The 19,509-nt window shown below is 68.4% G+C and carries 18 protein-coding genes; 8 read left to right on the top strand and 10 right to left on the bottom strand.

Annotated features, from left to right (window positions below):
* Nucleotides 1-2 precede the first annotated feature (2 nt).
* From C0617_RS11585 to C0617_RS11550, 8 genes are read right to left on the bottom strand one after another with little or no spacing between them, the layout of a single operon-like run.
* On the bottom strand, nt 3-1,613 hold the full coding sequence (locus C0617_RS11585) for a V-type ATP synthase subunit A (RefSeq protein WP_291317188.1): 1,611 nt from the start codon (nt 1,611-1,613) through the stop codon (nt 3-5).
* On the bottom strand, nt 1,610-1,930 hold the full coding sequence (locus C0617_RS11580) for a V-type ATP synthase subunit F (RefSeq protein WP_291317187.1): 321 nt from the start codon (nt 1,928-1,930) through the stop codon (nt 1,610-1,612). The genes C0617_RS11585 and C0617_RS11580 overlap by 4 nt, the downstream gene beginning before the upstream one ends.
* The gene (locus tag C0617_RS11575; protein WP_291317186.1) at nt 1,927-2,556 is read right to left on the bottom strand and encodes a hypothetical protein; all 630 of its coding nucleotides are present in this window, start codon (nt 2,554-2,556) and stop codon (nt 1,927-1,929) included. The genes C0617_RS11580 and C0617_RS11575 overlap by 4 nt, the downstream gene beginning before the upstream one ends.
* Before the next feature lie 54 nt (nt 2,557-2,610).
* Nucleotides 2,611-2,850 carry a hypothetical protein gene (locus C0617_RS11570; protein WP_291317185.1) on the bottom strand — a complete coding sequence of 80 codons (240 nt, stop codon included), beginning with the start codon at nt 2,848-2,850 and terminating at the stop codon, nt 2,611-2,613.
* Entirely contained in the window at nt 2,828-3,400 is a 573-nt protein-coding gene (locus tag C0617_RS11565) for a V-type ATP synthase subunit E family protein (protein ID WP_291317184.1), read from the bottom strand. The genes C0617_RS11570 and C0617_RS11565 overlap by 23 nt, the downstream gene beginning before the upstream one ends.
* Before the next feature lie 22 nt (nt 3,401-3,422).
* Nucleotides 3,423-3,638, bottom strand: coding sequence for a hypothetical protein (locus tag C0617_RS11560; RefSeq protein ID WP_291317183.1), 216 nt, complete (start codon nt 3,636-3,638; stop codon nt 3,423-3,425).
* 56 nt (nt 3,639-3,694) lie between these two features.
* Nucleotides 3,695-5,581, bottom strand: a complete 1,887-nt coding sequence (locus C0617_RS11555) for a V-type ATPase 116kDa subunit family protein (RefSeq protein WP_291317182.1) — start codon at nt 5,579-5,581, stop codon at nt 3,695-3,697.
* Nucleotides 5,556-5,900, bottom strand: coding sequence for a hypothetical protein (locus tag C0617_RS11550; protein WP_291317181.1), 345 nt, complete (start codon nt 5,898-5,900; stop codon nt 5,556-5,558). The genes C0617_RS11555 and C0617_RS11550 overlap by 26 nt, the downstream gene beginning before the upstream one ends.
* A 218-nt stretch (nt 5,901-6,118) precedes the next feature.
* On the opposite strand from C0617_RS11550, the gene C0617_RS11545 reads away from it, so the two are divergent.
* The 8 genes from C0617_RS11545 to C0617_RS11510 all read left to right on the top strand — a co-directional run bounded on the left by C0617_RS11545 (nt 6,119) and on the right by C0617_RS11510 (nt 13,540).
* A complete protein-coding gene (locus C0617_RS11545) occupies nt 6,119-8,653 on the top strand; it encodes a helicase C-terminal domain-containing protein (protein WP_291317180.1) in 2,535 nt (844 codons plus the stop codon).
* 166 nt (nt 8,654-8,819) lie between these two features.
* Entirely contained in the window at nt 8,820-9,863 is a 1,044-nt protein-coding gene (locus C0617_RS11540; protein WP_291317179.1) for a type IV pilus twitching motility protein PilT, read from the top strand.
* 10 nt (nt 9,864-9,873) lie between these two features.
* Entirely contained in the window at nt 9,874-10,323 is a 450-nt protein-coding gene (locus C0617_RS11535; protein WP_291317178.1) for a hypothetical protein, read from the top strand.
* A gap of 139 nt (nt 10,324-10,462) precedes the next feature.
* Nucleotides 10,463-11,029: a hypothetical protein gene (locus C0617_RS11530; protein ID WP_291317177.1), complete on the top strand. Its 567-nt coding sequence runs from the start codon at nt 10,463-10,465 to the stop codon at nt 11,027-11,029.
* Nucleotides 11,030-11,045: 16 nt separating this feature from the next.
* Nucleotides 11,046-11,681 (top strand): class I SAM-dependent methyltransferase, encoded by a 636-nt coding sequence (locus C0617_RS11525; RefSeq protein WP_291317176.1) that lies wholly within the window; start codon nt 11,046-11,048, stop codon nt 11,679-11,681.
* A 108-nt stretch (nt 11,682-11,789) separates the two neighbouring features.
* Nucleotides 11,790-12,332 (top strand): THUMP domain-containing protein, encoded by a 543-nt coding sequence (locus C0617_RS11520; protein ID WP_291317175.1) that lies wholly within the window; start codon nt 11,790-11,792, stop codon nt 12,330-12,332.
* Nucleotides 12,332-12,556: a DUF1232 domain-containing protein gene (locus tag C0617_RS11515; RefSeq protein ID WP_291317174.1), complete on the top strand. Its 225-nt coding sequence runs from the start codon at nt 12,332-12,334 to the stop codon at nt 12,554-12,556. The genes C0617_RS11520 and C0617_RS11515 overlap by 1 nt, the downstream gene beginning before the upstream one ends.
* Nucleotides 12,557-12,619: 63 nt before the next feature.
* Complete coding sequence (locus C0617_RS11510) at nt 12,620-13,540, top strand: radical SAM protein (RefSeq protein ID WP_291317173.1); 921 nt, start codon at nt 12,620-12,622, stop codon at nt 13,538-13,540.
* On the opposite strand, the gene C0617_RS11505 is transcribed toward C0617_RS11510, so the two are convergent.
* Together C0617_RS11505 and gltB are read right to left on the bottom strand one after the other, a co-directional pair.
* Nucleotides 13,537-14,940 (bottom strand): glutamate synthase subunit beta, encoded by a 1,404-nt coding sequence (locus C0617_RS11505; protein WP_291317172.1) that lies wholly within the window; start codon nt 14,938-14,940, stop codon nt 13,537-13,539. The two genes, C0617_RS11510 and C0617_RS11505, sit on opposite strands and share 4 nt — an antisense overlap.
* Nucleotides 14,941-15,045: 105 nt before the next feature.
* Nucleotides 15,046-19,467, bottom strand: a complete 4,422-nt coding sequence (gene gltB / locus C0617_RS11500) for a glutamate synthase large subunit (RefSeq protein WP_291317171.1) — start codon at nt 19,465-19,467, stop codon at nt 15,046-15,048.
* Between the last annotated feature and the right edge of the window lie 42 nt (nt 19,468-19,509).

The raw sequence follows: 19,509 nt of genomic DNA, 5'->3' as shown, positions 1-19,509 counted from the left end.
CGCTACCTCGAAAGAATTTCGTCCAGGGCTTCCCCGGCGGCGAGCCGCTCCTCGGCCCCGGCGTAAAAGGCAAGGATCTCCCCGATGGCGGCCAGGGTCTTCTCCGGAGGAGAGAAGGCGTCTTCGGTATAGGCGTTCTGGCAAAGGAACTCGCGGCGAATCCTCTCGGCGGCCACCATCAGCAGGCGGTCGGCGTCCTGCAGGCCCTCCATGCCGACGATCTCCGCCACCTCCTTGAGGGCCTCCTCCCGGCGCAGCAGCTCCCGACAGCGCCCCCTCTGCTCCTCCCATTGGGGGGAGACCTGCTCGGCGAAGAAGACCGCGGCCTCCCCCTCGTACAGGGAGTAGCTCTGCCCCCAATGGATGGCGGGGAAGTGGCGGCTGTGGGCCAGGGAGGTGTCGAGCATGAAGAAGGCCCCGGCGCTGCGCAGGCAGGCCTGGGTCACCGGCTCGGTAAAGTCCCCTCCCGGCGGGGAGACCGAGAGGATCATGCTCAGCGAGCCGGTCGCTCCGCCCGCCGTCTCCACCACCCCCGCCCGCTCCAGAAAGGCCGACAGGCGCGAACCGAGATAGGTCGGGTACCCCTCCTCCCCCGGCATCTCCTCCAGGGAGGCGGAGATCTCCCGCAGGGCCTCGGCCCAGCGGGAGATACTGTCGGCCAGGAAGAGGACGTGGTAGCCCATGTCCCGGTAGTACTCGGCCATGGTCACCGCCGTGTAGATGGAGGCCTCCCGGGCCGCCACCGGCATGTTGGAGGTGTTCACCACCACCATCGTCCGAGACATCAGGTCCCCCTCCCTCCAGGGGTCCGACAGGGTGACGATCTCCCCGAGCAGTTCGGCCATCTCGTTGCCCCGCTCGCCGCAGCCGACGTAGACCACCAGGTCCACGTCGGCGAATTTGGCGATCGACTGCTCGAGAACCGTCTTGCCGGTGCCGAATCCGCCGGGGAAGATGGCGGTCCCCCCCTTGACCAGGGGGAAGAGGAAATCGATGCAGCGCTGCCCGGTGACCAGGGGCTGGGTGGGCGCCAGGTGCCTGCGGTAGGGACGCGGCTGGCGCGCCGGCCACTCCTGCCAGGCCTTCAGCGCCTGTCCGTCCTGAAGGTGGCCAAGCGGCTCGCGGAGGGTGATCTCCCCCTCCGCCAGGGAGGCGATGGTTCCGGCGGCGCCGGCGGCGATCAGGTGACGGAAGGGCCCCTCCTCCACGTAGCCGAGAGCCTCGCCCTCCTCCACCCTCTGCCCTGCCCGGGCCAGGGGATGGAAGGTCCAGCTATGGTCGAGGTCGAGGGGGAAGAGCTCCCGGCCGCTGCCGATAAAGGGGCCGGTCTCCTCCCGCAGGGCCTCCAGGGGGCGTTGCAGGCCGTCGAACATCCCGGCGAGCAGGCCCGGGCCGAGCTTGACGGTCAGGGGCCTTTCGCTGCTCTCGGCCGGCTCGCCCACCCCCAGTCCCCGGGTGTCCTCGTAGACCTGGACGACCGCCCGGTCCCGCTCAAGCCGCACCACCTCACCGGCGAGCCGCGCCCGCCCGACGAAGACCCGGTCGTAGAGCTTCAAGCCCCGGAGGTCGACGGTCACCGTCGGCCCGGACAGGCCGGTTATGCGTCCGCTCATAGCTTCAGCCTCACATGGTAGCCGAGGGCCCTGCGGATCAGCCTCTGGGCGTAGTCCAGCTCCTCGGCGGCACCCTTTTCCGGGGTCGGCAGGGCGAGCAGGATCCCCCCCCAGCGGCCCTCCATCTCCCGCAGACTCTCCTCGGATACCTCACGCAGCAAGCGCTCGTCGGCCACCACCACCCCCACGTCGGGCTCGGCCATGACCTCCTGCAGAGCCTGCCGGGTCTCCCCCTCGGCCACGGTCCGCTCCCCCATCCCGGCCAGGGCGAAGCCGTGGCGGGCCGCCGCGGGGGTGAGAAACACGACCCGCCTCACCGGATCAGCTCCTCGGCCAGGTCCCCCTCAAAGCTGTCCCCCATCCTCTGCAGCAGGCTCCGGTTGCGAGCCTGAACGTAGCTGCGCCACAGATAGTCGAGGAGCACCCCGGCCTGCAGGGGATCCCGCCCCTGGCGCCGCAGCAGGTCACTCAGCCCGCCGAGCAGTGCCCCTTCCAGGCCGCTGGCGGTCAGCTCAGGCCGCGATCCGGTCAGGCGCTCGAGAAGGGGGCCGAGGCCGGACGGATCGCCCCCCTTCCAGACCTGCACCAGCAGCCCCCTTTGGATCTTCCCCCCCGCCAGGACGGGAGGAGCTTCGCGGAGCTTCCAGCGCAGGTGCTTGTAGAGGGAGAGCAGGTTGCGGATGTCGACAAGGTAGCGGAAGAAGGCGGCAACCGCAGGGTGAAGCTTCTGCCCCGCCCTCAGGACCAGGAAGCCGCCGGAGAGCCGCTCTTCGAAGCTTCGCAGTCCCTCCTGGGCATAGCCTGCCGCCAGCCCCTTGAACAGGGGATCGTAGCAAAGGAGGAGGGTTTCCAGGGCCCTCGCCGCGGCATGGGCGTCGCGGCTCTCCGTCAGCATCCGCTTCACCCGCCGGTCGAGCAGGCTCTGCCGCAGCAGGTCCCTCACCGTGCCGTCCTCCCGGCCCTGCTTGTTTCTCAGGCAGAGGATCACCGTCCGCAGCTAGAGGTATTCGAAAACCGGCACAAAGGCCTTCTGCAGGGAACGGTTCATCTGGGCGGCGAGCCAGCACAGCTCGCGCTGGAAAAGCCCCCAGGCGTCTCCCGGGTGCCCCTCCGGAGAAGAGGGGAGGGCCGCGGCGGCCCGCCAGTCGGCCACCAGCCTCCCCCGCCGCCCCCGCACCCGGGCCAGGAGGTAGTCGCCCGGATACCCCCGGTTCTCAAGACTTCGCAGCAGCGTCATCGTCCTCCAGCTCACGGCGGATTTCCCGGAACAGGCCGGGCAGCAGTTCGTCCCAGGCCCTCTCCAGGCGTTTTTCCCAGGTGGAGCAGACCCGGACTTTTCCACCCGGAGCGACCGCCTCCAGGCCGCCGACAATGCCCGGGTCGGTGCCGATCTCGGCCCCGGGGAAGTGCCCGGCGGCCAGGTCCCGGTCGGCGGGGTTGACCCGAACGGTCTGCCACTCGAGGGGGTGCAACTCCCCCACCAGGCCGGCAAAGGCCGCCGGGTACCCGTCCCCGCGAAGTCGGGGCAGGGCGTCGCGGGCCAGGCTCCAGAGGCGCTCGGCCAGAGCATGCTCGGCCTCCAGGCGAACCCTGCGCATCTTTGCGGCCGCCTCCCCCAGCAGGGCTCCGGACTGCTCGTCCAGGGCCCTGCCCCGCCGCTCCCGGAACTCCGCCTCCAGCCGATCGAGCCGCTCCAGGGCCTCGCCGCGGGCCTTCTGTTCCTCTGCCTCGGCCTGCTCCCGCACCGCCCGGGTCTTCTCCTCCCCCTGACGTCGCAGAGCCTCCAAAAGCTTCTCCTGGCTCATGGGCTCAGTACATCAGCAGGATCATCACCGAGACCACGAAGCCGAGGATGGTCATGGTCTCGGGAATGGCCACCAGGATGATGATGGTTCCGGTCAATTCGGGCTTTTCGGCCAGGGTCCCCGCTCCAGCGGCGCCGATGCGCGACTGGGCCCAGGCCGTGGCCAGGGCCGGCAGTCCCACCGCCAGAGCCGCGGCAAATGCGATTATCGCCTTTTCCATGGACACATTCTCCTTTCTCTCCCTTTCCGGGTCGGTGACGGCCTCTTGGCGCCCCCTCACTTCGGCCCTTTCTCCAAGGGCTCGAAGCGGCGCCCCCCGAACTCAAGGAACTTGCCGAAAAACTCCACGTAGTGCAGACGCAGGGAGTGGACGGTGGGGGCGAACACCCCGAGCAGCAGGTTGAAGGCATGGAGCAGGCCGGCCACCAGGATGCCGGCCACGATGTCGCCGGTCATCCCGCCGAGGCGGTTGGCCACCTGGGCCAGCAGAACCGAGGTCAGGCCGATGGCCATGATGCGGACGTAGGAAATAATGTTGCCGAAAATCTTGAGCAACTCCAGGGGCGCGAGCAGCCCCTTGGCGAGCACCAGCAACGGGGCGGCGACCAGGACCGTGGCCAGCAGCGGGCGATTCACCTGCCAGGGCAGGGGTGCGATGACGCCGACCAGCAACACAACGGCGCAGAGCACGATCACCAGGCTTAACAACCTGAACATGGCCTCGCCGCGGAGCCTGCGCTTGAGGGCCGAAAACGCCCCGATAAGGAGCCCCAGGCAGACGTGCATCACCCCGACGGAAAGGGTGAAATAAATCATCGGCACGATCGCGGCGCTGCGCTCGAAGCAGAGGGGCTGCAGCCCGAACAGGCGGTGGCCGAGGTCGCCGAAGCACTCTCCGAAGAGGATCCCGAACAGAATGCAGTACAGGGCGGAAACCCCGAGGATCTTGGCTCCGTCGGAAACAAGGGTCCGGGCCCTGCAAAGGCGGATCAGGATCAGGGCGGCCAGCAGCAGGAGCACCCCGTAGCCGATGTCGCCGAGGATCATGCCGAAGAAGAGGGGAAAGAAGATCCCGAGGAAGGGGGTCGGGTCGTAGGAGGTGTAACTGGGCAGCGGCAGCAGCCGGGCGAAGAGTTCGAAGGGCCGGAAATAGGCGGGGTTCTTCAGGGCGACCGGGACCCGCTCCAGATCCCGCTCCAGGATTTTTTTCACCGCGAGGTGGACCTCGCCGCCGAAGCGCTCGGCGAGGACCTGCCGAAGCGCCGCCGCCTCCGCCGAGGGGACCCAGCCGTGGCAGAAGAAGCACATCTCGGTCTCGAAGACAGAGGCGGTGACCTGGAGCAGGGCAAGCCTTTCCTCGAGCCACTCCCGGACCCGCCGGTACATGGGAAGCCAGCGCCGGGCGAAACCCTCCAGCTCTCCCTCGAGCACCGCGACCTGCTCGGCGACCTCGGCGAACTGGGCCCTCAGCGCTGCTGCCTTCTGGGCAAAAGGCAGCTCCGCAAAGCCGGCGGGAAAGGTCATCTCCGGCACCTGCTCGGCCTGCAGGGCCGAGCGGATGGTGTCGGCGAACCCCTTCTCGGTGGCGATCAGGCCCACAACGGTGCCGTTCTCCGAGCGGGCCGTCTCCATCTGGAAGCGGCCCTCGGTGATCTGTTCGGCGAGTTCGCGGAGACGGCCGACCAGTTCCGGCGCCCTGATGGTGACCCCGACCAGCTCCAGGCCGGTCTCCCGGTCCACCCCCTCGAGCAGGGGCTCCAGCGCTCCGAGCAGGTCCGAGTAGCCGCCGAACTCGGCCAGCTCCTTCAGGCGCGACTCCTTCGCCAGATGCCGCTCCCGGCACGCCGCCAGGTGCTTCTCCACCAGGGGCGGGAAAATGTCGATCACCGACAGCGGCTCCAGATAGCCCCTGCGCACGTCGACCTTGGGCAGGTAGGAGAGGAGCTCCTCGATCCTGTCCCGCAGGTCCTGGAAAAAAAGCCGCTCCGACAGGGCCTTTTCGTCGGGAGCCAGGGCCCGGACACGGCCCCAGTAGCCCCCCTCGGCCAGCTCCTCGATCTCCGGCTCGATCTGGAACACCCCGCGCTCCCGCAGCAGGGTCAGGGTCTCCATCAGCCGCCCCTTGGTGCCGACGATTTCAACCTTCGACATCCGGACGATCATGCGCCTCTCCCGGCACGATGAGGGCTATCTGCCTATGGACGATCCTCCCCAGCTGTTCATCGCTCATCGCCGCCAGGCGCTCGGCCTGGCGGCGCGACTCGGCCAGCATCCCGGCCGCCCGCTCCTCGCTCTGTCGCTTCGCCTCCTCGACGGCCTGTTCCAGGGCCTCGGCCAGGGCCTTCGACTGCTCCTCGTATTCCTCTTCGAGTTCCCGGCGGAGTCGTTCGAGCCCTTCGTCGGCCCGCAACTGCTCCTCGGCGAGTTGCCGGTGGATCTCCCGCTCCAGCCTGACGACTTCCCTGAGGGTGCCCTCTTCCATCGGACCTCCTGCCTCGATGCGGCCGTTTTGGCGTGACCAACCGCCACCGAAACGATTCTTCCAATGATTGCCGCGAGATAGTCCCTTTCAGCCAAGTATAGCAGAGGGGCTGCGAAGCGCAGAGCTCCCGCCCATTAAGCCTCCCGGACGGCCGACCCCTCTCCCTCCCTTCCCTTTTCCCCGCCCCTCCCCTATAATGCCCGCGCGAAGGAGCAATCATGGAACAAAGCTTTTCCCCCGACGCCCGGCAGCTGATGCGGGCTGCGATCACCGATGCCGGCGGCAACGAGGTCTTCTTCGTCGGCCGCACCGACGCCGACCTTCGTGTGGTCGAGGTGGAGGTGCTGGCCCGCGGCTCGCAGGAGGCGGTCCCGGCGATCATGCAGGCCTGCTCCCACGGGGAGGTCGTCATCCACAATCATCCCTCCGGCCACCTTCAGCCCTCGGGAGCCGACATCGAGATCGCCTCCCGGCTGGGCGCCCTCGGGGTCGGCTTCTACATCGTCGACAACGGGGCGGAGAGGGTCTACCGGGTGGTCGAGGCCTTCGCTCCCCGCACCGAGCAGCGGGTCGAGCCGGAGCGGATCGACGCCATCCTCGGGCCCGGCGGGGAGGTGGCGAAGAGCCTGCCCGGCTACGAAGATCGCCCAGAGCAGCTGCGCATGGCCTTCGCCGTCGGCGAGGCCTTCAACGGGGGGAAGCTGGGCGTCGTCGAGGCCGGCACCGGCACCGGCAAGAGCCTGGCCTACCTGGTTCCCGCCATCCTCTGGGCGCTGGGCAACGAAGAGCGGGTGGTCGTCTCCACCAACACCATCAATCTCCAGGAGCAGCTCGTCCGCAAGGACATCCCCTTCCTGCAGCGGGTCTCCGGACTGCAGTTCCGTGCGGTGCTGGTCAAGGGGCGAGGCAACTACCTGTGCCTCCGGCGGCTGGAGAGCGCCCGCCTGGAGCCGGGCCTGTTCGACGACGAGCACGCCGGCGAGCTGGCCGCGGTCGGCGAGTGGGCGGCAAAGACGGCCGACGGCTCGAAAGAGGAGCTGACCTTTCTCCCCCGGCAACAGGTCTGGGAGGAGGTGCGCTGCGAGTTCGACCAGTGCGCCCGGGTGCGCTGCCAGCACTACGGCGCCTGCTTCTTCCACCGGGCGCGCCGCCGGGCGGCCCAGGCCGACCTCCTGGTGGTCAACCACGCCCTGCTCCTGTCAGACCTGGCCCTGCGCGACCAGACCGACAACTACTCGGCCGCCGCGGTGCTGCCCCCCTTCGAGCGGATCATCCTCGACGAGGCCCATCACCTGGAGGACGTGGCCACAAACTACTTCTCAGCCCAAATCACCCGCTTCTCCTTCGCCCGGGTGCTGAACCGCCTGCGCCACCCCCGCAAGGCCGACATGGGACTCCTGCCCCGCTTCCTCTCAAGCCTCGCCCGGGAACTGCCCGACAGCGAGGACGAGCTTTACCGGGACCTTCACGGCAGGGTGGAGAACCTGCTGGTCGACCGCCAGGCCCGCTTCGACCGCGCCGTGCGGGACCTGGAGCAGATCGGCACAGACCTGGCCGCGTCCCTCGGCCGCCGGCTCTCCGACAGGGAGGAGATCCGGCACCGGATCGTGCCGGCCTTCGCCGCCGGCGAGACCTGGGGAGAGATCGAGGAGCGGGTCAGGAAACTCTCCAAGGAGACGGGCCTGCTGGCGAAAGCGGTCCGGGAGCTGCTCCGGGCCTGCGACAAGATTCCCGAGGCGGTCCACGACAAGCTCTCCTCGAACCTGGTGGACATCCGGGGCATCGCCGCCCGTCTCGAGGGGATCGCCTCCGATCTCGGCGGCTTCGTCGCCTGCGCCGAGGGAACCTGCTCCTGGATCGAGGTGAAGCGGGGTCGCATCGGCCGGGGCAGCGGGGTCGTCCCCCGCCTGTGCAGCGCCTGGCTCGAGGTGGCCGGCCACCTCAAGCGGGCGATCTACGACCGCTTCAAGACCGTGGTCATGACCAGCGCCACCCTCGCCGTCGGCACCTCCTTCGACTTCTTCCGGCACCGGGTGGGTCTCGACCGGACCGAGCCGGGGCGGGTCGGCGAGCTGCTGCTGGCCTCCCCCTTCGACTTCGCCCACCAGGCCCTGGTGGCGGTCCCCACCGACATCCCCGAGCCGGGGCGGGCCGGCTTCCCGGAGGCGGTTCGCGACCTCGTCGAGAGGGCGGTCCTCGCCGCCGACGGCCGCTCCTTCGTCCTGTTCACCGCCTACTCGCTGCTGCAGCGGGTCCACGCCGAACTCTCGCCTGTCCTCGCAGCCCGGGGCTACCACTGCCTGCGCCAGGGGGAGGAGAACCGCCACCGCCTGCTGCAAAAGTTCGCCCAGGACCCGACCAGCGTCCTTTTCGGCACCGACTCCTTCTGGGAAGGGGTCGACGTGCCGGGACGCGCCCTGGAGCAGGTGATCATCGCCCGGCTCCCCTTCAAGGTCCCCACCGAGCCGGTCCTCGAGGCCCGCGCCGAGGCCATCGAGAGGGCTGGCGGCGATCCCTTCATGGAGTACACCGTTCCCCAGGCAGTGCTCAAGTTCAAGCAGGGCTTCGGCCGACTCATCCGCCACCGGGAGGACCGCGGGGTGGTGCTGATCCTCGATGCCCGGGTGGTAAAGAAGGGCTACGGCCGCATCTTCCTGCGCTCCCTGCCCGACGCCGAGACCGTGGCCGCCCCCACCGAAGAGGTCTTCGCCCGCATCGAGGCCTTCTTCGCCTCCCCGCCGCCCGCCCCCTGAGTCCCGGCCGCCGGGAAAGGCACGCATCCTGCATTTTCACCCGGAGGCGCGGGGCCGCGCCGCCGGGAATCCCTTCCGGGTCGCACCCCGCAGAGCGAAAACCACCCTAACAACGGATCCTTGCCGCCCCTTCCGGGGAACGGCACGAGGCTGTCGGGACCTTGACATGGCCAAAATTGACGCACTGTTCAAAGTATTGAAGGAAAAGGGGGGCTCGGACCTCCACATGTCTCCGGGCAACCCTCCCCTGGTGCGCAAGTCGGGGGACCTGGTCCCGGTCATGAACCGGGATCTGAGCCACGAGCAGAACAAGACCCTCCTCTACGAAATCATGAACGAGGACCAGCGCCGGCAGTTCGAGGAGACGAGCGACCTCGACTTCGCCTACGAGGTGAGCGCCCTGGAATCCCGCTTCCGGGCCAACATCTTCATGGGCCGTCTCGGCATCAGCGCGGTCTTCCGCCTCATCCCCACCGAGATCCTCACCGCCGAGCAGCTGGGGCTGCCGGAGACGGTCCTCAACTTCACCACCTACAAGAAGGGCCTGGTCCTGGTCACCGGACCGACGGGAAGCGGCAAGTCGACGACCCTGGCGGCGATGATCGACCACGTCAACAAGACCCGCAAGGAGCACATCCTCACCGTCGAGGACCCCATCGAGTTCGTCCACCTCAGCCAGCAGAGCCTGGTCAACCAGCGGGAGGTGGGGCGCCACACCCAGTCCTTCGCGGCGGCCCTCAAGGCGGCCCTGCGCGAGGACCCGGACATCATCCTGGTCGGGGAGATGCGCGACCTGGAGACCATCGAGCTGGCCATCACCGCCGCCGAGACCGGCCACTTGGTCTACGGCACCCTGCACACCAGCAGCGCCGCCAAGACCGTCGACCGGATCATCAACGTCTTCCCGACCAGCCAGCAGGAGCAGGTCCGGGCCATGCTCGGCGAATCGCTGCGGGGAGTCATTGCCCAGCAGCTGCTCAAGACCGTCGACGGCAAGCGTTGCGCCGCCCTGGAGATCCTCTCCGTCACCCCGGCGGTCTCCAACCTGATCCGCGAGGGCAAGACCTTCCAGATCCCCTCGATCATCCAGACCGGCCGGAGTCAGGGGATGCAGTTGATGGACCAGGCCCTCCAGGATCTGCTATCCGCGGAGAAGGTCTCCCGCGAGGAGGCCCAGCGCTTTGCCGTCAACAAGGCCCTGTTCGAATAAGGAGGCTCCCATGGGAGAACAGAAGATAGAGAAAAACCGCCGCCGGGTCCTCTTCACCCTCGCCGATGGCAGCGATATCGAAGGGACGGTCTTCCTCAGCCTCTACGAGATGCACCGCCTCGGCCCGCAGAGGGTGGGCGAACTGCTCAACGGCGAAGACGCCTTTATCCCCGTGGAAACCGCCGAGGGTCTGCTGCACCTGAACGTGGCCAACATCAGCGTGGCCAGGACCGACGCCGACGGAGAGGTGGACGAGCTGATGACCCTGGGCCGGCGGTATCCGGTCGAAGTGACGACCCTCCACGGACCGCAGGTGCGCGGCGAGGTATGCGTCAACCTCCCCGACGGCAACTGCCGGGTTCGAGATTTCCTGAACCAGCCGCTACGCTTCTTCCCCCTCTTCCTCCCCGGGGAGGTGGCCTACCTCAACCCCTGCTTCGTCCTTTCCGTCAGGGACTGAGGGAACACCCTTTTCCACATTAAACAACGGTAAGATTTTTTCCCTCCCTTTTCCTTCCAATGAATGCTAACTTAAATCAGGCGTGGGGCCAGCCCCCTCCGCCCTGTCTTCAGATGTTCACCCCCTCCAAGAGGCCACTATGAGCAGCGCCCGCAGACTCATCCTCTTTCCCAAGGACCAGTTCTTCGCGGTAGTCGGCACCATCACCCTGCCCGATGACCCCTACGCCCTGACCATCCCCGACATCTTCAACGAACAGTCGAGCGCCACCCACTGGGCCCGGGACCACATGCACCGCTCCGGCAAAGTCTACCTGACAGACACCGAATTCTTCGCCCTCAACGACCCCCAGCGCCGGATCTGCCCCAGCATGACCACCGCCCACATCGACGTCAACGACCTCCTCGCAGTGACCGACTACCACCCGGACCGCTACCTGGGCAACGATGCGAAGCGCCAGGAGTACGAGGAGCGGAAGACCCAGATGGAGCCCATCCGCTTTCTGCTGCGGGCCCACACCTTCAACGGCATTGCCGACTCCCAGGAGATCTACCGAAAGAGCGACTCTTTCGTGAACATCACCGACATCTCCATCGATTATGCGGGGGTGGCGCCGAGTTTCTCCCTGGCCAGCTTCCTCCGCCGGATCGGCGGCCCCACCCCCAACCACATGGCCGTCCACCTCGGAAACATCCTCCACAGTTGAACTGGCCGGGTCACCGATGAGCGAAGCCAAACCGAGGGACTTCAGCAAAGCCGCCGCCACCTGGGACGCCGACCCGCGGCGGACCGCCCTCGCCCGGGCGGTGGCCGAGGCGATCGCCCGAGAGACCCCCCTGGACGGCGCCATGCAGGCGCTGGAGTTCGGCTGCGGCACCGGACTGGTGGGCCTGCAACTCGCTCCCCGGTTCGCCCATCTCACCGCCGTCGACAATGCCCCGGGAATGCTCGCCGCGCTGGAGGAGAAGGCGCGGGCCGCCGGCCTGGCCAACGTGACCGCCTGGCTCTCTCCTGCCGGCCCGCCGTCCCTGCCGGAGAGCCCCTATGACCTGGTCTTCAGCTGCATGGTCCTGCACCACGTCCCCGGAACCGCCGAACTGCTCTCCCTCTTCTTCCGAGGGCTTCGCCCCGGCGCCATCCTGGCCCTGGCCGACCTCGACGCCGAAGACGGCTCCTTCCACGACAACCCGGCGGGCATCGCCCACCACGGCTTCGACCGCAACCAGCTCCGGGAGTTGGCCGAGGCGGCAGGCTTCGAAGCGGTGCGCTTCGTCACCGCCTGCCGCATCACCAAAAAGCGGGAACAGGGGCCCCGTGGCTACCCGGTCTTTCTCCTTCTCGCCCGCAGGCCGGCCTGAACCGACCCCTCCCACCTGATCTGCCCCTGACCCGCCCGGCCGGCGGGACCTCCTTGCCATTCCCGCCACCTCCGCTAGACTCGAAAGAGACACCCAGAGGAGGCCGCCATGTGGGAATTCAACCTCGTCGTCACCACCGCCAGCGAGGGGCGCTTCCGTCACCTGCTGGAAGAGCTCAGGCCCTACGGCGATTTTCACAAGACCGGGTTTTTGGGAGTGCTGCTGGGGAAGGTAAACGACCCGCAGGTCTTTCTGGAGGAGGTCCGGCAGCGGCGCGAGGAACGGCTCATCGCCTTCCAGGACCTGGGCCGGGCGGTGCCGGTGGAGCGGACCTTCACCTTCGGCGCCGAAGAGTTCCTCGACAAGGTCAAGGAAGCGATCGCCCCCTATATCGAGCGGCTCGCAGGAAAACGCTTCTACGTGCGCCTGGAGCGGCGCGGCCTCAAGGGGACCATCGTCTCCCCCGAAGTGGAGCGCGCCGTCGACGCCCACATCGAGGAGGAACTGGCCCGCCGGGAGCAGCTCGCCCACGTCGACTTCGAGCATCCCGAGGCGATCGTGGTGATCGAGACGGTCGGCGACCGCTGCGGTGTGGGCCTGCTGACAGAAGAGATGATCGAGCGCTATCGCCCCTTCGTGAGGGTCAGCTGATGCGCGGCGTGGTCGTGGCCCTGCTCGGCATCTTCGCCCTGGTCTACGTGCTCAACCCCGGGGCCGGCTTCTTCGAGATCATCCCCGACAACATTCCCCTGCTCGGCAACCTCGACGAGGCCGGCGCCGTGGCCCTGCTCCTGGCCTGCCTGCGCTACTTCGGGATCGACCTGCTCAACATCTTCGGCAGCAAGGACCCGAGGGACATCACCCCGGAGAATTGACCCCCGCCATACAGGGTCGGTAGAGAGGATATCGGGGCCTGCCCGATACCGGGAAGGCCGCCCATGTCCGCCCCCTTTGCCCCCGCCTACCTCACACTCCTCGAGAGCGGAGAGCTCGAACGGCGAGCCGCCGAGGCCCGCCGCCGCATGGAGCGCTGCGACCTGTGCGCCCGCCGCTGCGGCGTCAACCGCCTCCTCTCGGCCAAGGGCGCGGCCTGCCGCACGGGGGAGTACGCCCTGGTCTGCAGCCACGGCCCCCACCACGGTGAAGAACCGCCCCTGGTCGGCCTCTACGGCTCGGGCACGATCTTTTTCAGCTGGTGCCCCCTGCGCTGCGTCTTCTGCCAGAACTGGGACATCAGCCAGCGGGGCGAGGGGCGAGAGGTCACGACCGGGGAACTGGCCGCCATGATGCTGGAACTGCAGGGGATGGGCTGCCACAACATCAACCTGGTCACCCCCAGCCACGTCGTCGCCCAGTTCCTCGCCGCCCTGGTCCTCGCCGCCGAGGGGGGGCTGAGCCTGCCGGTCGTCTACAACACCGGCGGCTACGACAGTCCCGAGGCCCTGAAGCTGCTCGACGGGGTGGTCGATATCTACATGCCCGACATGAAGTTCGCCGACGACGCCGTCGCCCGCAAGCACCTCGGGGTGGAGAACTACCCCGGGGTCAACCGGGCCGCGGTTCGTGAGATGCACCGCCAGGTCGGCGACCTCGTCCTCGACGGGGAGGGGGTCGCCCGGCGGGGCCTGCTGGTGCGACACCTGGTCCTCCCCGGGAACCTCGCCGGCACCGACCGGGTCCTCGCCTTTCTCGCCCGGGAGATTTCCACCGAGACCTACCTCAACCTGATGGACCAGTACCGCCCCTGCTACCGCGCCGCCGAATACCCGCCCCTCGACCGCCGCCCCGCCTTCGCCGAATTCCGCGCCGCGGTGAAGACCGCCGGCGAGCTCGGCCTGCACCGCCTCGACAAGAACTAGTCCTCTCCCCCGCCCCCGAGCAACGTCTCCATAATGGCAAGGGCCGCCCGGCGGCCGTCGGCCGCGGCGGTGACCACCAGGTCGGCCCCCCGGTAGCAGTCGCCGCCGGCGTAGACCCTGTCCTTGGCGGTCCGGCCGGTGGCGGGATCGATGACGACCTGGCCCCACTTGCCAAGCTCGACCCCGGCATCGCGCAGGTAGCGGGTCGCCCCGGTGTCGAACCCCAGGGCCATGATCACCACGTCGGCCGGCACGCAGTGCTCGCCCCCCTCCACGTCGAACACCTTCTGCCGGCCGTCGGGGCCGGGTTCGCCGAGGCGGGTGCGCACGGCATCGAGGCCGACGAGGGCCCCGCCGGCGTCCAGGTCGATACGCGCGGGGGCCTCGTTGAACAGGAAGACGACCCCCTCCTCGACGGCGTTGTGGAATTCTTTGGCGCTGCCGGGCATGTTGGCCTCGTCGCGCCGGTAGAGGCAGGTCACGCTCTCGGCCCCCTCCCGCACCGCGGTCCGCACGCAGTCCATGGCGGTGTCGCCGCCTCCGACCACAACGACCCGCTTGCCGCCGACCGCGAAGCCCTCCATCCACGGCTGCCCGTAGAGCCGCCGCTGGACGTTGGAGAGGTACTCCATGGCCAGGAAGACCTGCTCGTGGTCCTCGTTCTCGATCCCGGCCCGCTTGCCGTAGGTGGCGCCGAGACCGAGAAAGACGGCGTCGTACTTGTCCAGCAGTCCGTTGAGGGGCAGGTCGGTGCCGACCTCCTTGCCCAGATGCAGACCCAGGCCCGCCGCCCGGAGGATGCCGAAGCGGCGGGCGATGAGCTCCTTGCCGAGCTTGAAGCCGGTAATGCCGTAGGAGAGGAGTCCCCCGGGCAGCTCGGAGCGCTCGTACATGTCGACGCCGATGCCGGCGCGCAGCAGGAAATGGGCGCAGGAAAACCCGGCGGGGCCGGAGCCGACCACGGCGACCTTCTTGTCGCTCCGAACCCCGGGGAAGGGAAGCCGGTAGCCGGCCTTCAAGCCGAGGTCGGTGATCGAGGCCTCGATGGCGCCGATGGTGATCGCCCCGTAGCCGTCCTCGAGGGTGCAGGCCCCCTCGCAGACCCGGTTGTGGGGGCAGATGCGGCCGAGGATCTCGGGAAAGGGCGATGTCTCGTTGGAGAGGCGGAAGGCCTTCTCCAGGTCCTTCTCGGCGATCGCCTCCAGCCACTGGGGGATGGCGTTGTTCAGCGGGCAGCCGAGGGTGGTGCAGAAGGGGTCGCCGCACTGCACGCAGCGCTCGGCCTGCTGGGCCGCCTGACGGCGGGTGAAGAAGCGGTAGATCTCCTCGAAGGAGCGGGTGCGGCGGCTGACGTCCCGCTTTTCCGGCTCCTGCCTCTCGTTATCGATGAAACTCTGCATAGGTGCCTCTTGCGGCGGCCGCCGTCTGCACCGCACCTGCGGCACAGCCGGCGCCTTATTGATGTTGCCCAATTGGTCTTTTAGCTTGTAATCCTTTCCTGGCTCCTAGTCTCCCTCTTTCGGATTGAGCGGCGCCCGCATGTCCTTCGGCGTCATCATCCAGAAATAGGCCAGCTCCTCCCGGTAATGGTCGAGGATGCGGCGCGCCCGTGGGCTGCGGGTGCGGTTGTGGAAGCTGACCAGGATCTTCTTCAGGTACAGCTTGGCCTCGCTGTCCTGGTCGACGTCGATGCGCCGCGCCTCCACCAGCTCCCGGTTGAGCTTGTCGATGAAGTTCTTGTGGCGGTCGTAGACGAAGGCCGCCCCCCCCGTCATGCCGGCGCCGAAGTTGATCCCGGTCTCGCCGAGAATGACGACGGTTCCGCCGGTCATGTACTCGCAGGCGTGGTCGCCGGTCCCCTCCACCACCGCCAGGGCCCCCGAGTTGCGCACCGCGAAGCGCTCGCCGGCGGTGCCGGCCACGAACAGCTTGCCGCCGGTGGCCCCGTACAGGCAGGTATTGCCGACTGCGGCGGCCCCTTCCTGGTAGGGGCGGGGGGTGACGATGATGCGGCCGGCGCTCATTCCCTTGCCGACGTAGTCGTTGGCCACCCCCTCGAGATAGATGTTGACCCCGTGGATCAGGAAGGCGCCGAGGGACTGGCCGGCGGCCCCGGTGAACCTGAAGGTGATCGCCTCCTTGGGCAGGCCGGCGTCGCCGTAGTAGCGGGCGATCTCGCCGCTGATCAGGGCCCCGAAGGAGCGGTTGATGTTGGCGATGCGGCGCTCGACGACGATCTCCTCCAGGGGGTTCTTGATGACCGGGGTGACCTCCTGAAGCACCGACTTCTCGAAAGCATTCCGGTCGAAGGGATCGTTGCGCCTCTGGCAGGTGGAGGGGCCGGGGGCGGGCCGCAGCAGCTCGGAGAAGTCGAATTTCCGCGCCTCCGGGTGGTCGTCCGCCTGCAGCAGGTCGACCCGGCCGATCGCCTCGTCGAGGCTGCGCAGGCCGAGCCCGGCGAGAACCTCGCGCACGTCCTCGGCCACGTTGCGCAGGTAATCCACCACCTTCTCCACCGTGCCGACGTAGTGGGCGCGCAGCGCATCGTCCTGGGTGGCGACGCCGACGGTGCAGCGGTTGAGGTGGCAGACCCGCAGCATCTTGCAGCCGAGCATCACCAGCAGGGCGGTGCCGAAACCGTAGGACTCGGCACCGAGCAGGGCCGCCTTGACCACGTCGGCGCCGATTTTGAGGCCGCCGTCGGTCTGCAGCTGGACCAGATCGCGCAGGCCGTTGCCCTTGAGGCTCTGGTTGACCTCGGCCAGGCCCAGCTCCCAGGGGTTGCCGGCGAACTTGATCGAGCTCTGCGGCGCCGCCCCGGTGCCGCCGTCGGCGCCGGAGATGACGATACGGTCGGCGTAGGCCTTGGCCACCCCGGCGGCGATGGTGCCGACCCCCTCGCTGGAGACGAGCTTGACGCAGACCCGGGCCTCGGGATTGACCTGCTTGAGGTCGAAGATCAGCTGGGCCAGGTCCTCGATGGAGTAGATGTCGTGGTGGGGCGGCGGCGAGATCAGGGTGACCCCGGGGATCGTGAAGCGCAGGGAGGCGATCAGGGGGGTCACCTTCTCGCCCGGCAGTTGCCCCCCCTCGCCCGGCTTGGCCCCCTGGGCGACCTTGATCTGGATCTCCTCGGCGCTGCGCAGGTAGGCCGGGGTGACCCCGAAGCGGCCCGAGGCGACCTGCTTGATCTTGCTGTTGCGGACCGTCTTCAGCCGCTCCGGGTCCTCGCCCCCCTCGCCGCTGTTGGAGCGGCCACCGAGGATGTGCATCGCCTCGGCGAGGGCCTCGTGGGCCTCGGGGGAGATGGAGCCGAGGGACATGGCGGCCGAGTCGAAGCGCCGGGTGATCGCCTCGACCGGCTCCACCTCCTCCAGCGGCACCGGCGCCCGGGCGCTGGCGAAGACGAGGAAATCGCGCACGAAGCGGCGCCCCCGACCGGTGATCCGCTTCCGGAATTTCAGGTAGTCCTCGCGCCGCAGGGTGGCGGCATAGGCGTGCAGCGCCGCGATCACCTCCGAGCCGAAGTCGTGGTACTCGCCGCCGGGGTTGGCGCGGTAGAAGCTCCCAAGCTCCAGGGGGTAGACCGGCTCCATGTAGCTCTGCCGGAAGACCCGGCGGTGGACCGTGGCGATCCGCTCCTCCAGCTCGGCCCAGCCGAGGCCGGGCAGCAGGGCCGGCGAGGCGGGGAAGCACGCCGCAACCACCTCCCGGGAAAGTCCGAGGATGTCGAACAGGGCGGCGTTGCGGTAGCTGGAGACGGTGCTGATGCCCATCTTCGACATCACCTTGAGGATCCCCCGGGTCAGGGCCCGGTAGAGGTTGAGCAGGGCGAGGCGGGTCTCCCGGGCGGTGGCCCCCTGGCGCTCGCAGGCCTGCAGGCCGGTGGCGTAGAGGAGCCAGGGGTAAACGGCGACCGCCCCGTAGCCGATCAGCACGCAGGCGCCGTGGGCGTCGGTGACCGCGCCGGTGACCGCCACCAGAGACACATGGTGGCGCAACCCCTCCCGCAGCAGGCGCCCGTTGAGATAGCCGACCGCCAGGGCCATGGGGATGATTCGGGTCTCCGGGCCGAGGCAGCGGTCGTCGAGGATCACCACCCGCACCCCCTCTTCGCGAACCGCGGCGACGACCCGCCCGCCGAGGGCCTCCAGGCTCCCCTCCAGGTCTTCGGCGAAGCCGGTGGCGAAGCTCCGGTGGCGATAGCAGGGCTCGTAACGGGGCTTGTGGGGGTCGCCGAAGGAGAGGAGGGCGTCGAAGATGTCGCGGGAGAGGATCGGCGAGATGCTCTTCAGGCGCCGGCCCCGGTCGGGGGTCTCGATCAGCGGGTTGCCGATCTCGCCGATGCCGATGGTGGTCGACATCACCACCGTCTCCCGGTAGGGGTCGATGGGGGGGTTGGTGACCTGGGCGAACTTCTGCCGGAAATAGTCGCTGAAGCTGCGCTGGACCGTGGAGAAGGCCGCCGGCGGGGTGTCGTCGCCCATGGAGCCGGTCGACTCCTTGCCCTCGAGGAGCATCGGCTTGACGATCTGCTCCACGGTCTCGTTGGTGACGTTGTGGTAGCGCTGCAGGCGGTGCAGGTCGTCGGGCCGGTAGTCGCCGAGCTCCTCGAACTGAAGCTCGATGAACTCCTGCAGGTAGTAGGTGCGGTCGGTCAGCCACTCGTTGTAGGGCTGGGAGTTCATCAGGTAGCGGTCGATGTCGCGGGTGAAGAAGATCTGCCCCTGCTCCAGGTCGGCGGCGATCATCTCGCCGCTCTGCAGGCGGCCGCGGCTCCGCACCTTCTCCGGAGGGGTGCCGAGCACCCCGTACTCGCTCGTCAGCAGCAGCCGGTCGTCGACCGTGATCACGTACTTGCCAGGTCGCAGGCCGTTGCGGTCGAGGACGCAGCCGACGTAGCGGCCGTTGGTGACGCAGGCCGCCGCCGGCCCGTCCCAGGGCTCCCAGGCCGGGGCGGTGTACTCGTAGAAGGAGCGCAGCTTGGCCGGCATGTGGGCGACGTTGTGGCGGGCCGGGGGGATCAGCATCCGCGCCGCCTTGAAAAAATCGACCCCGTTGACCAGAAGGAACTCGAACATGTTGTCGAGGTTGGCGCTGTCGCTCGCCCCGGCCTGCAGGATCGGCATCAGGCGCCCCAGCTCGTCGTCGGAGAAGACCGTGCTGCGCATCGCCGCCGCCTTGGCGAGGGCGTTGAAGCGGTTGCCGCGGATGGAGTTGATCTCGCCGTTGTGGGCCAGGGTGCGCAGGGGCTGGGCCAGGCGCCACTCGGGCAGGGTGTTGGTGGAGAAGCGCTGGTGAAAGAGGACGAAGCCGGTGGCGAACTCCTCCCGCTTCAAATCGGGAAAGAGCCGGGGCAGGTTCCTCGGCGTCACCAGCCCCTTGTAGGAGACGAGAGTGCGGGAGAAGCTCGGGATGTAGAAGCCGGGATCGTCCGCCAGGGCATGCTCCAGCTCCTTGCGGGTCAGGTAGAGCAGGGCGTCGAAGCGGCGGGTGGCGATCAGCTCGGCCGGGGTCACGAAAGCCTGGACGATCTTCGGAATCCGGTCCAGGGCGTACTCGCCGAGGGCGTCGGTGTCGAGGGGCACCTCGCGGAAGAGGACCGCCCGGAGATCGTTGCGGGCGCAGGCCTCGGCGAAGAGCGCCTGCTGCCCCTGCGGGTCGGAAAGGAAGAGGGTCGCCACCGCGAATGTCTCCGGCAGCGGCACCCCCTCCTCCCCGGCCACCCGGCGCATGAAACGGGTCGGCATGGCGCAGAGCAGGCCGCAGCCGTCGCCGCTCTTGCCGTCGGCGGCGACCGCACCGCGGTGCATCATGCGGTCCAGGGCGCGGATGGAGTCGGTCAGCAGCCCGTGGCTCGGTTCGTTGCGCAGGTGGGCGAGCAGGCCCACTCCGCAGCTGTCGCGAAATTGATGCGCCAGGTTCATCGGGGAACGTCCTCGCTTTCTCGAATACTGGGGGACCGCCGG

This window comes from Desulfuromonas sp., from assembly GCF_002868845.1.
GTDB lineage: Bacteria > Desulfobacterota > Desulfuromonadia > Desulfuromonadales > BM501 > BM501.
The sequence above is the reverse complement of the archived record's forward strand: the minus strand, read 5'-3'. Positions and strand labels throughout refer to the sequence as shown.

Excerpts from the sequence above, each read along its gene's own strand:
- C0617_RS11585 (WP_291317188.1), bottom strand. The coding sequence starts at position 1,613 with ATGAGCGGACGCATAACCGGCCTGTCCGGGCCGACGGTGACCGTCGAC.
- C0617_RS11570 (WP_291317185.1), bottom strand. The coding sequence starts at position 2,850 with ATGACGCTGCTGCGAAGTCTTGAGAACCGGGGGTATCCGGGCGACTAC.
- C0617_RS11560 (WP_291317183.1), bottom strand. The coding sequence starts at position 3,638 with ATGGAAAAGGCGATAATCGCATTTGCCGCGGCTCTGGCGGTGGGACTG.
- C0617_RS11555 (WP_291317182.1), bottom strand. The coding sequence starts at position 5,581 with ATGATCGTCCGGATGTCGAAGGTTGAAATCGTCGGCACCAAGGGGCGG.
- C0617_RS11550 (WP_291317181.1), bottom strand. The coding sequence starts at position 5,900 with ATGGAAGAGGGCACCCTCAGGGAAGTCGTCAGGCTGGAGCGGGAGATC.
- C0617_RS11545 (WP_291317180.1), top strand. The coding sequence starts at position 6,119 with ATGGAACAAAGCTTTTCCCCCGACGCCCGGCAGCTGATGCGGGCTGCG.
- C0617_RS11540 (WP_291317179.1), top strand. The coding sequence starts at position 8,820 with ATGGCCAAAATTGACGCACTGTTCAAAGTATTGAAGGAAAAGGGGGGC.
- C0617_RS11535 (WP_291317178.1), top strand. The coding sequence starts at position 9,874 with ATGGGAGAACAGAAGATAGAGAAAAACCGCCGCCGGGTCCTCTTCACC.
- C0617_RS11530 (WP_291317177.1), top strand. The coding sequence starts at position 10,463 with ATGAGCAGCGCCCGCAGACTCATCCTCTTTCCCAAGGACCAGTTCTTC.
- C0617_RS11525 (WP_291317176.1), top strand. The coding sequence starts at position 11,046 with ATGAGCGAAGCCAAACCGAGGGACTTCAGCAAAGCCGCCGCCACCTGG.
- C0617_RS11520 (WP_291317175.1), top strand. The coding sequence starts at position 11,790 with ATGTGGGAATTCAACCTCGTCGTCACCACCGCCAGCGAGGGGCGCTTC.
- C0617_RS11515 (WP_291317174.1), top strand. The coding sequence starts at position 12,332 with ATGCGCGGCGTGGTCGTGGCCCTGCTCGGCATCTTCGCCCTGGTCTAC.
- C0617_RS11510 (WP_291317173.1), top strand. The coding sequence starts at position 12,620 with ATGTCCGCCCCCTTTGCCCCCGCCTACCTCACACTCCTCGAGAGCGGA.
- C0617_RS11505 (WP_291317172.1), bottom strand. The coding sequence starts at position 14,940 with ATGCAGAGTTTCATCGATAACGAGAGGCAGGAGCCGGAAAAGCGGGAC.
- gltB (WP_291317171.1), bottom strand. The coding sequence starts at position 19,467 with ATGAACCTGGCGCATCAATTTCGCGACAGCTGCGGAGTGGGCCTGCTC.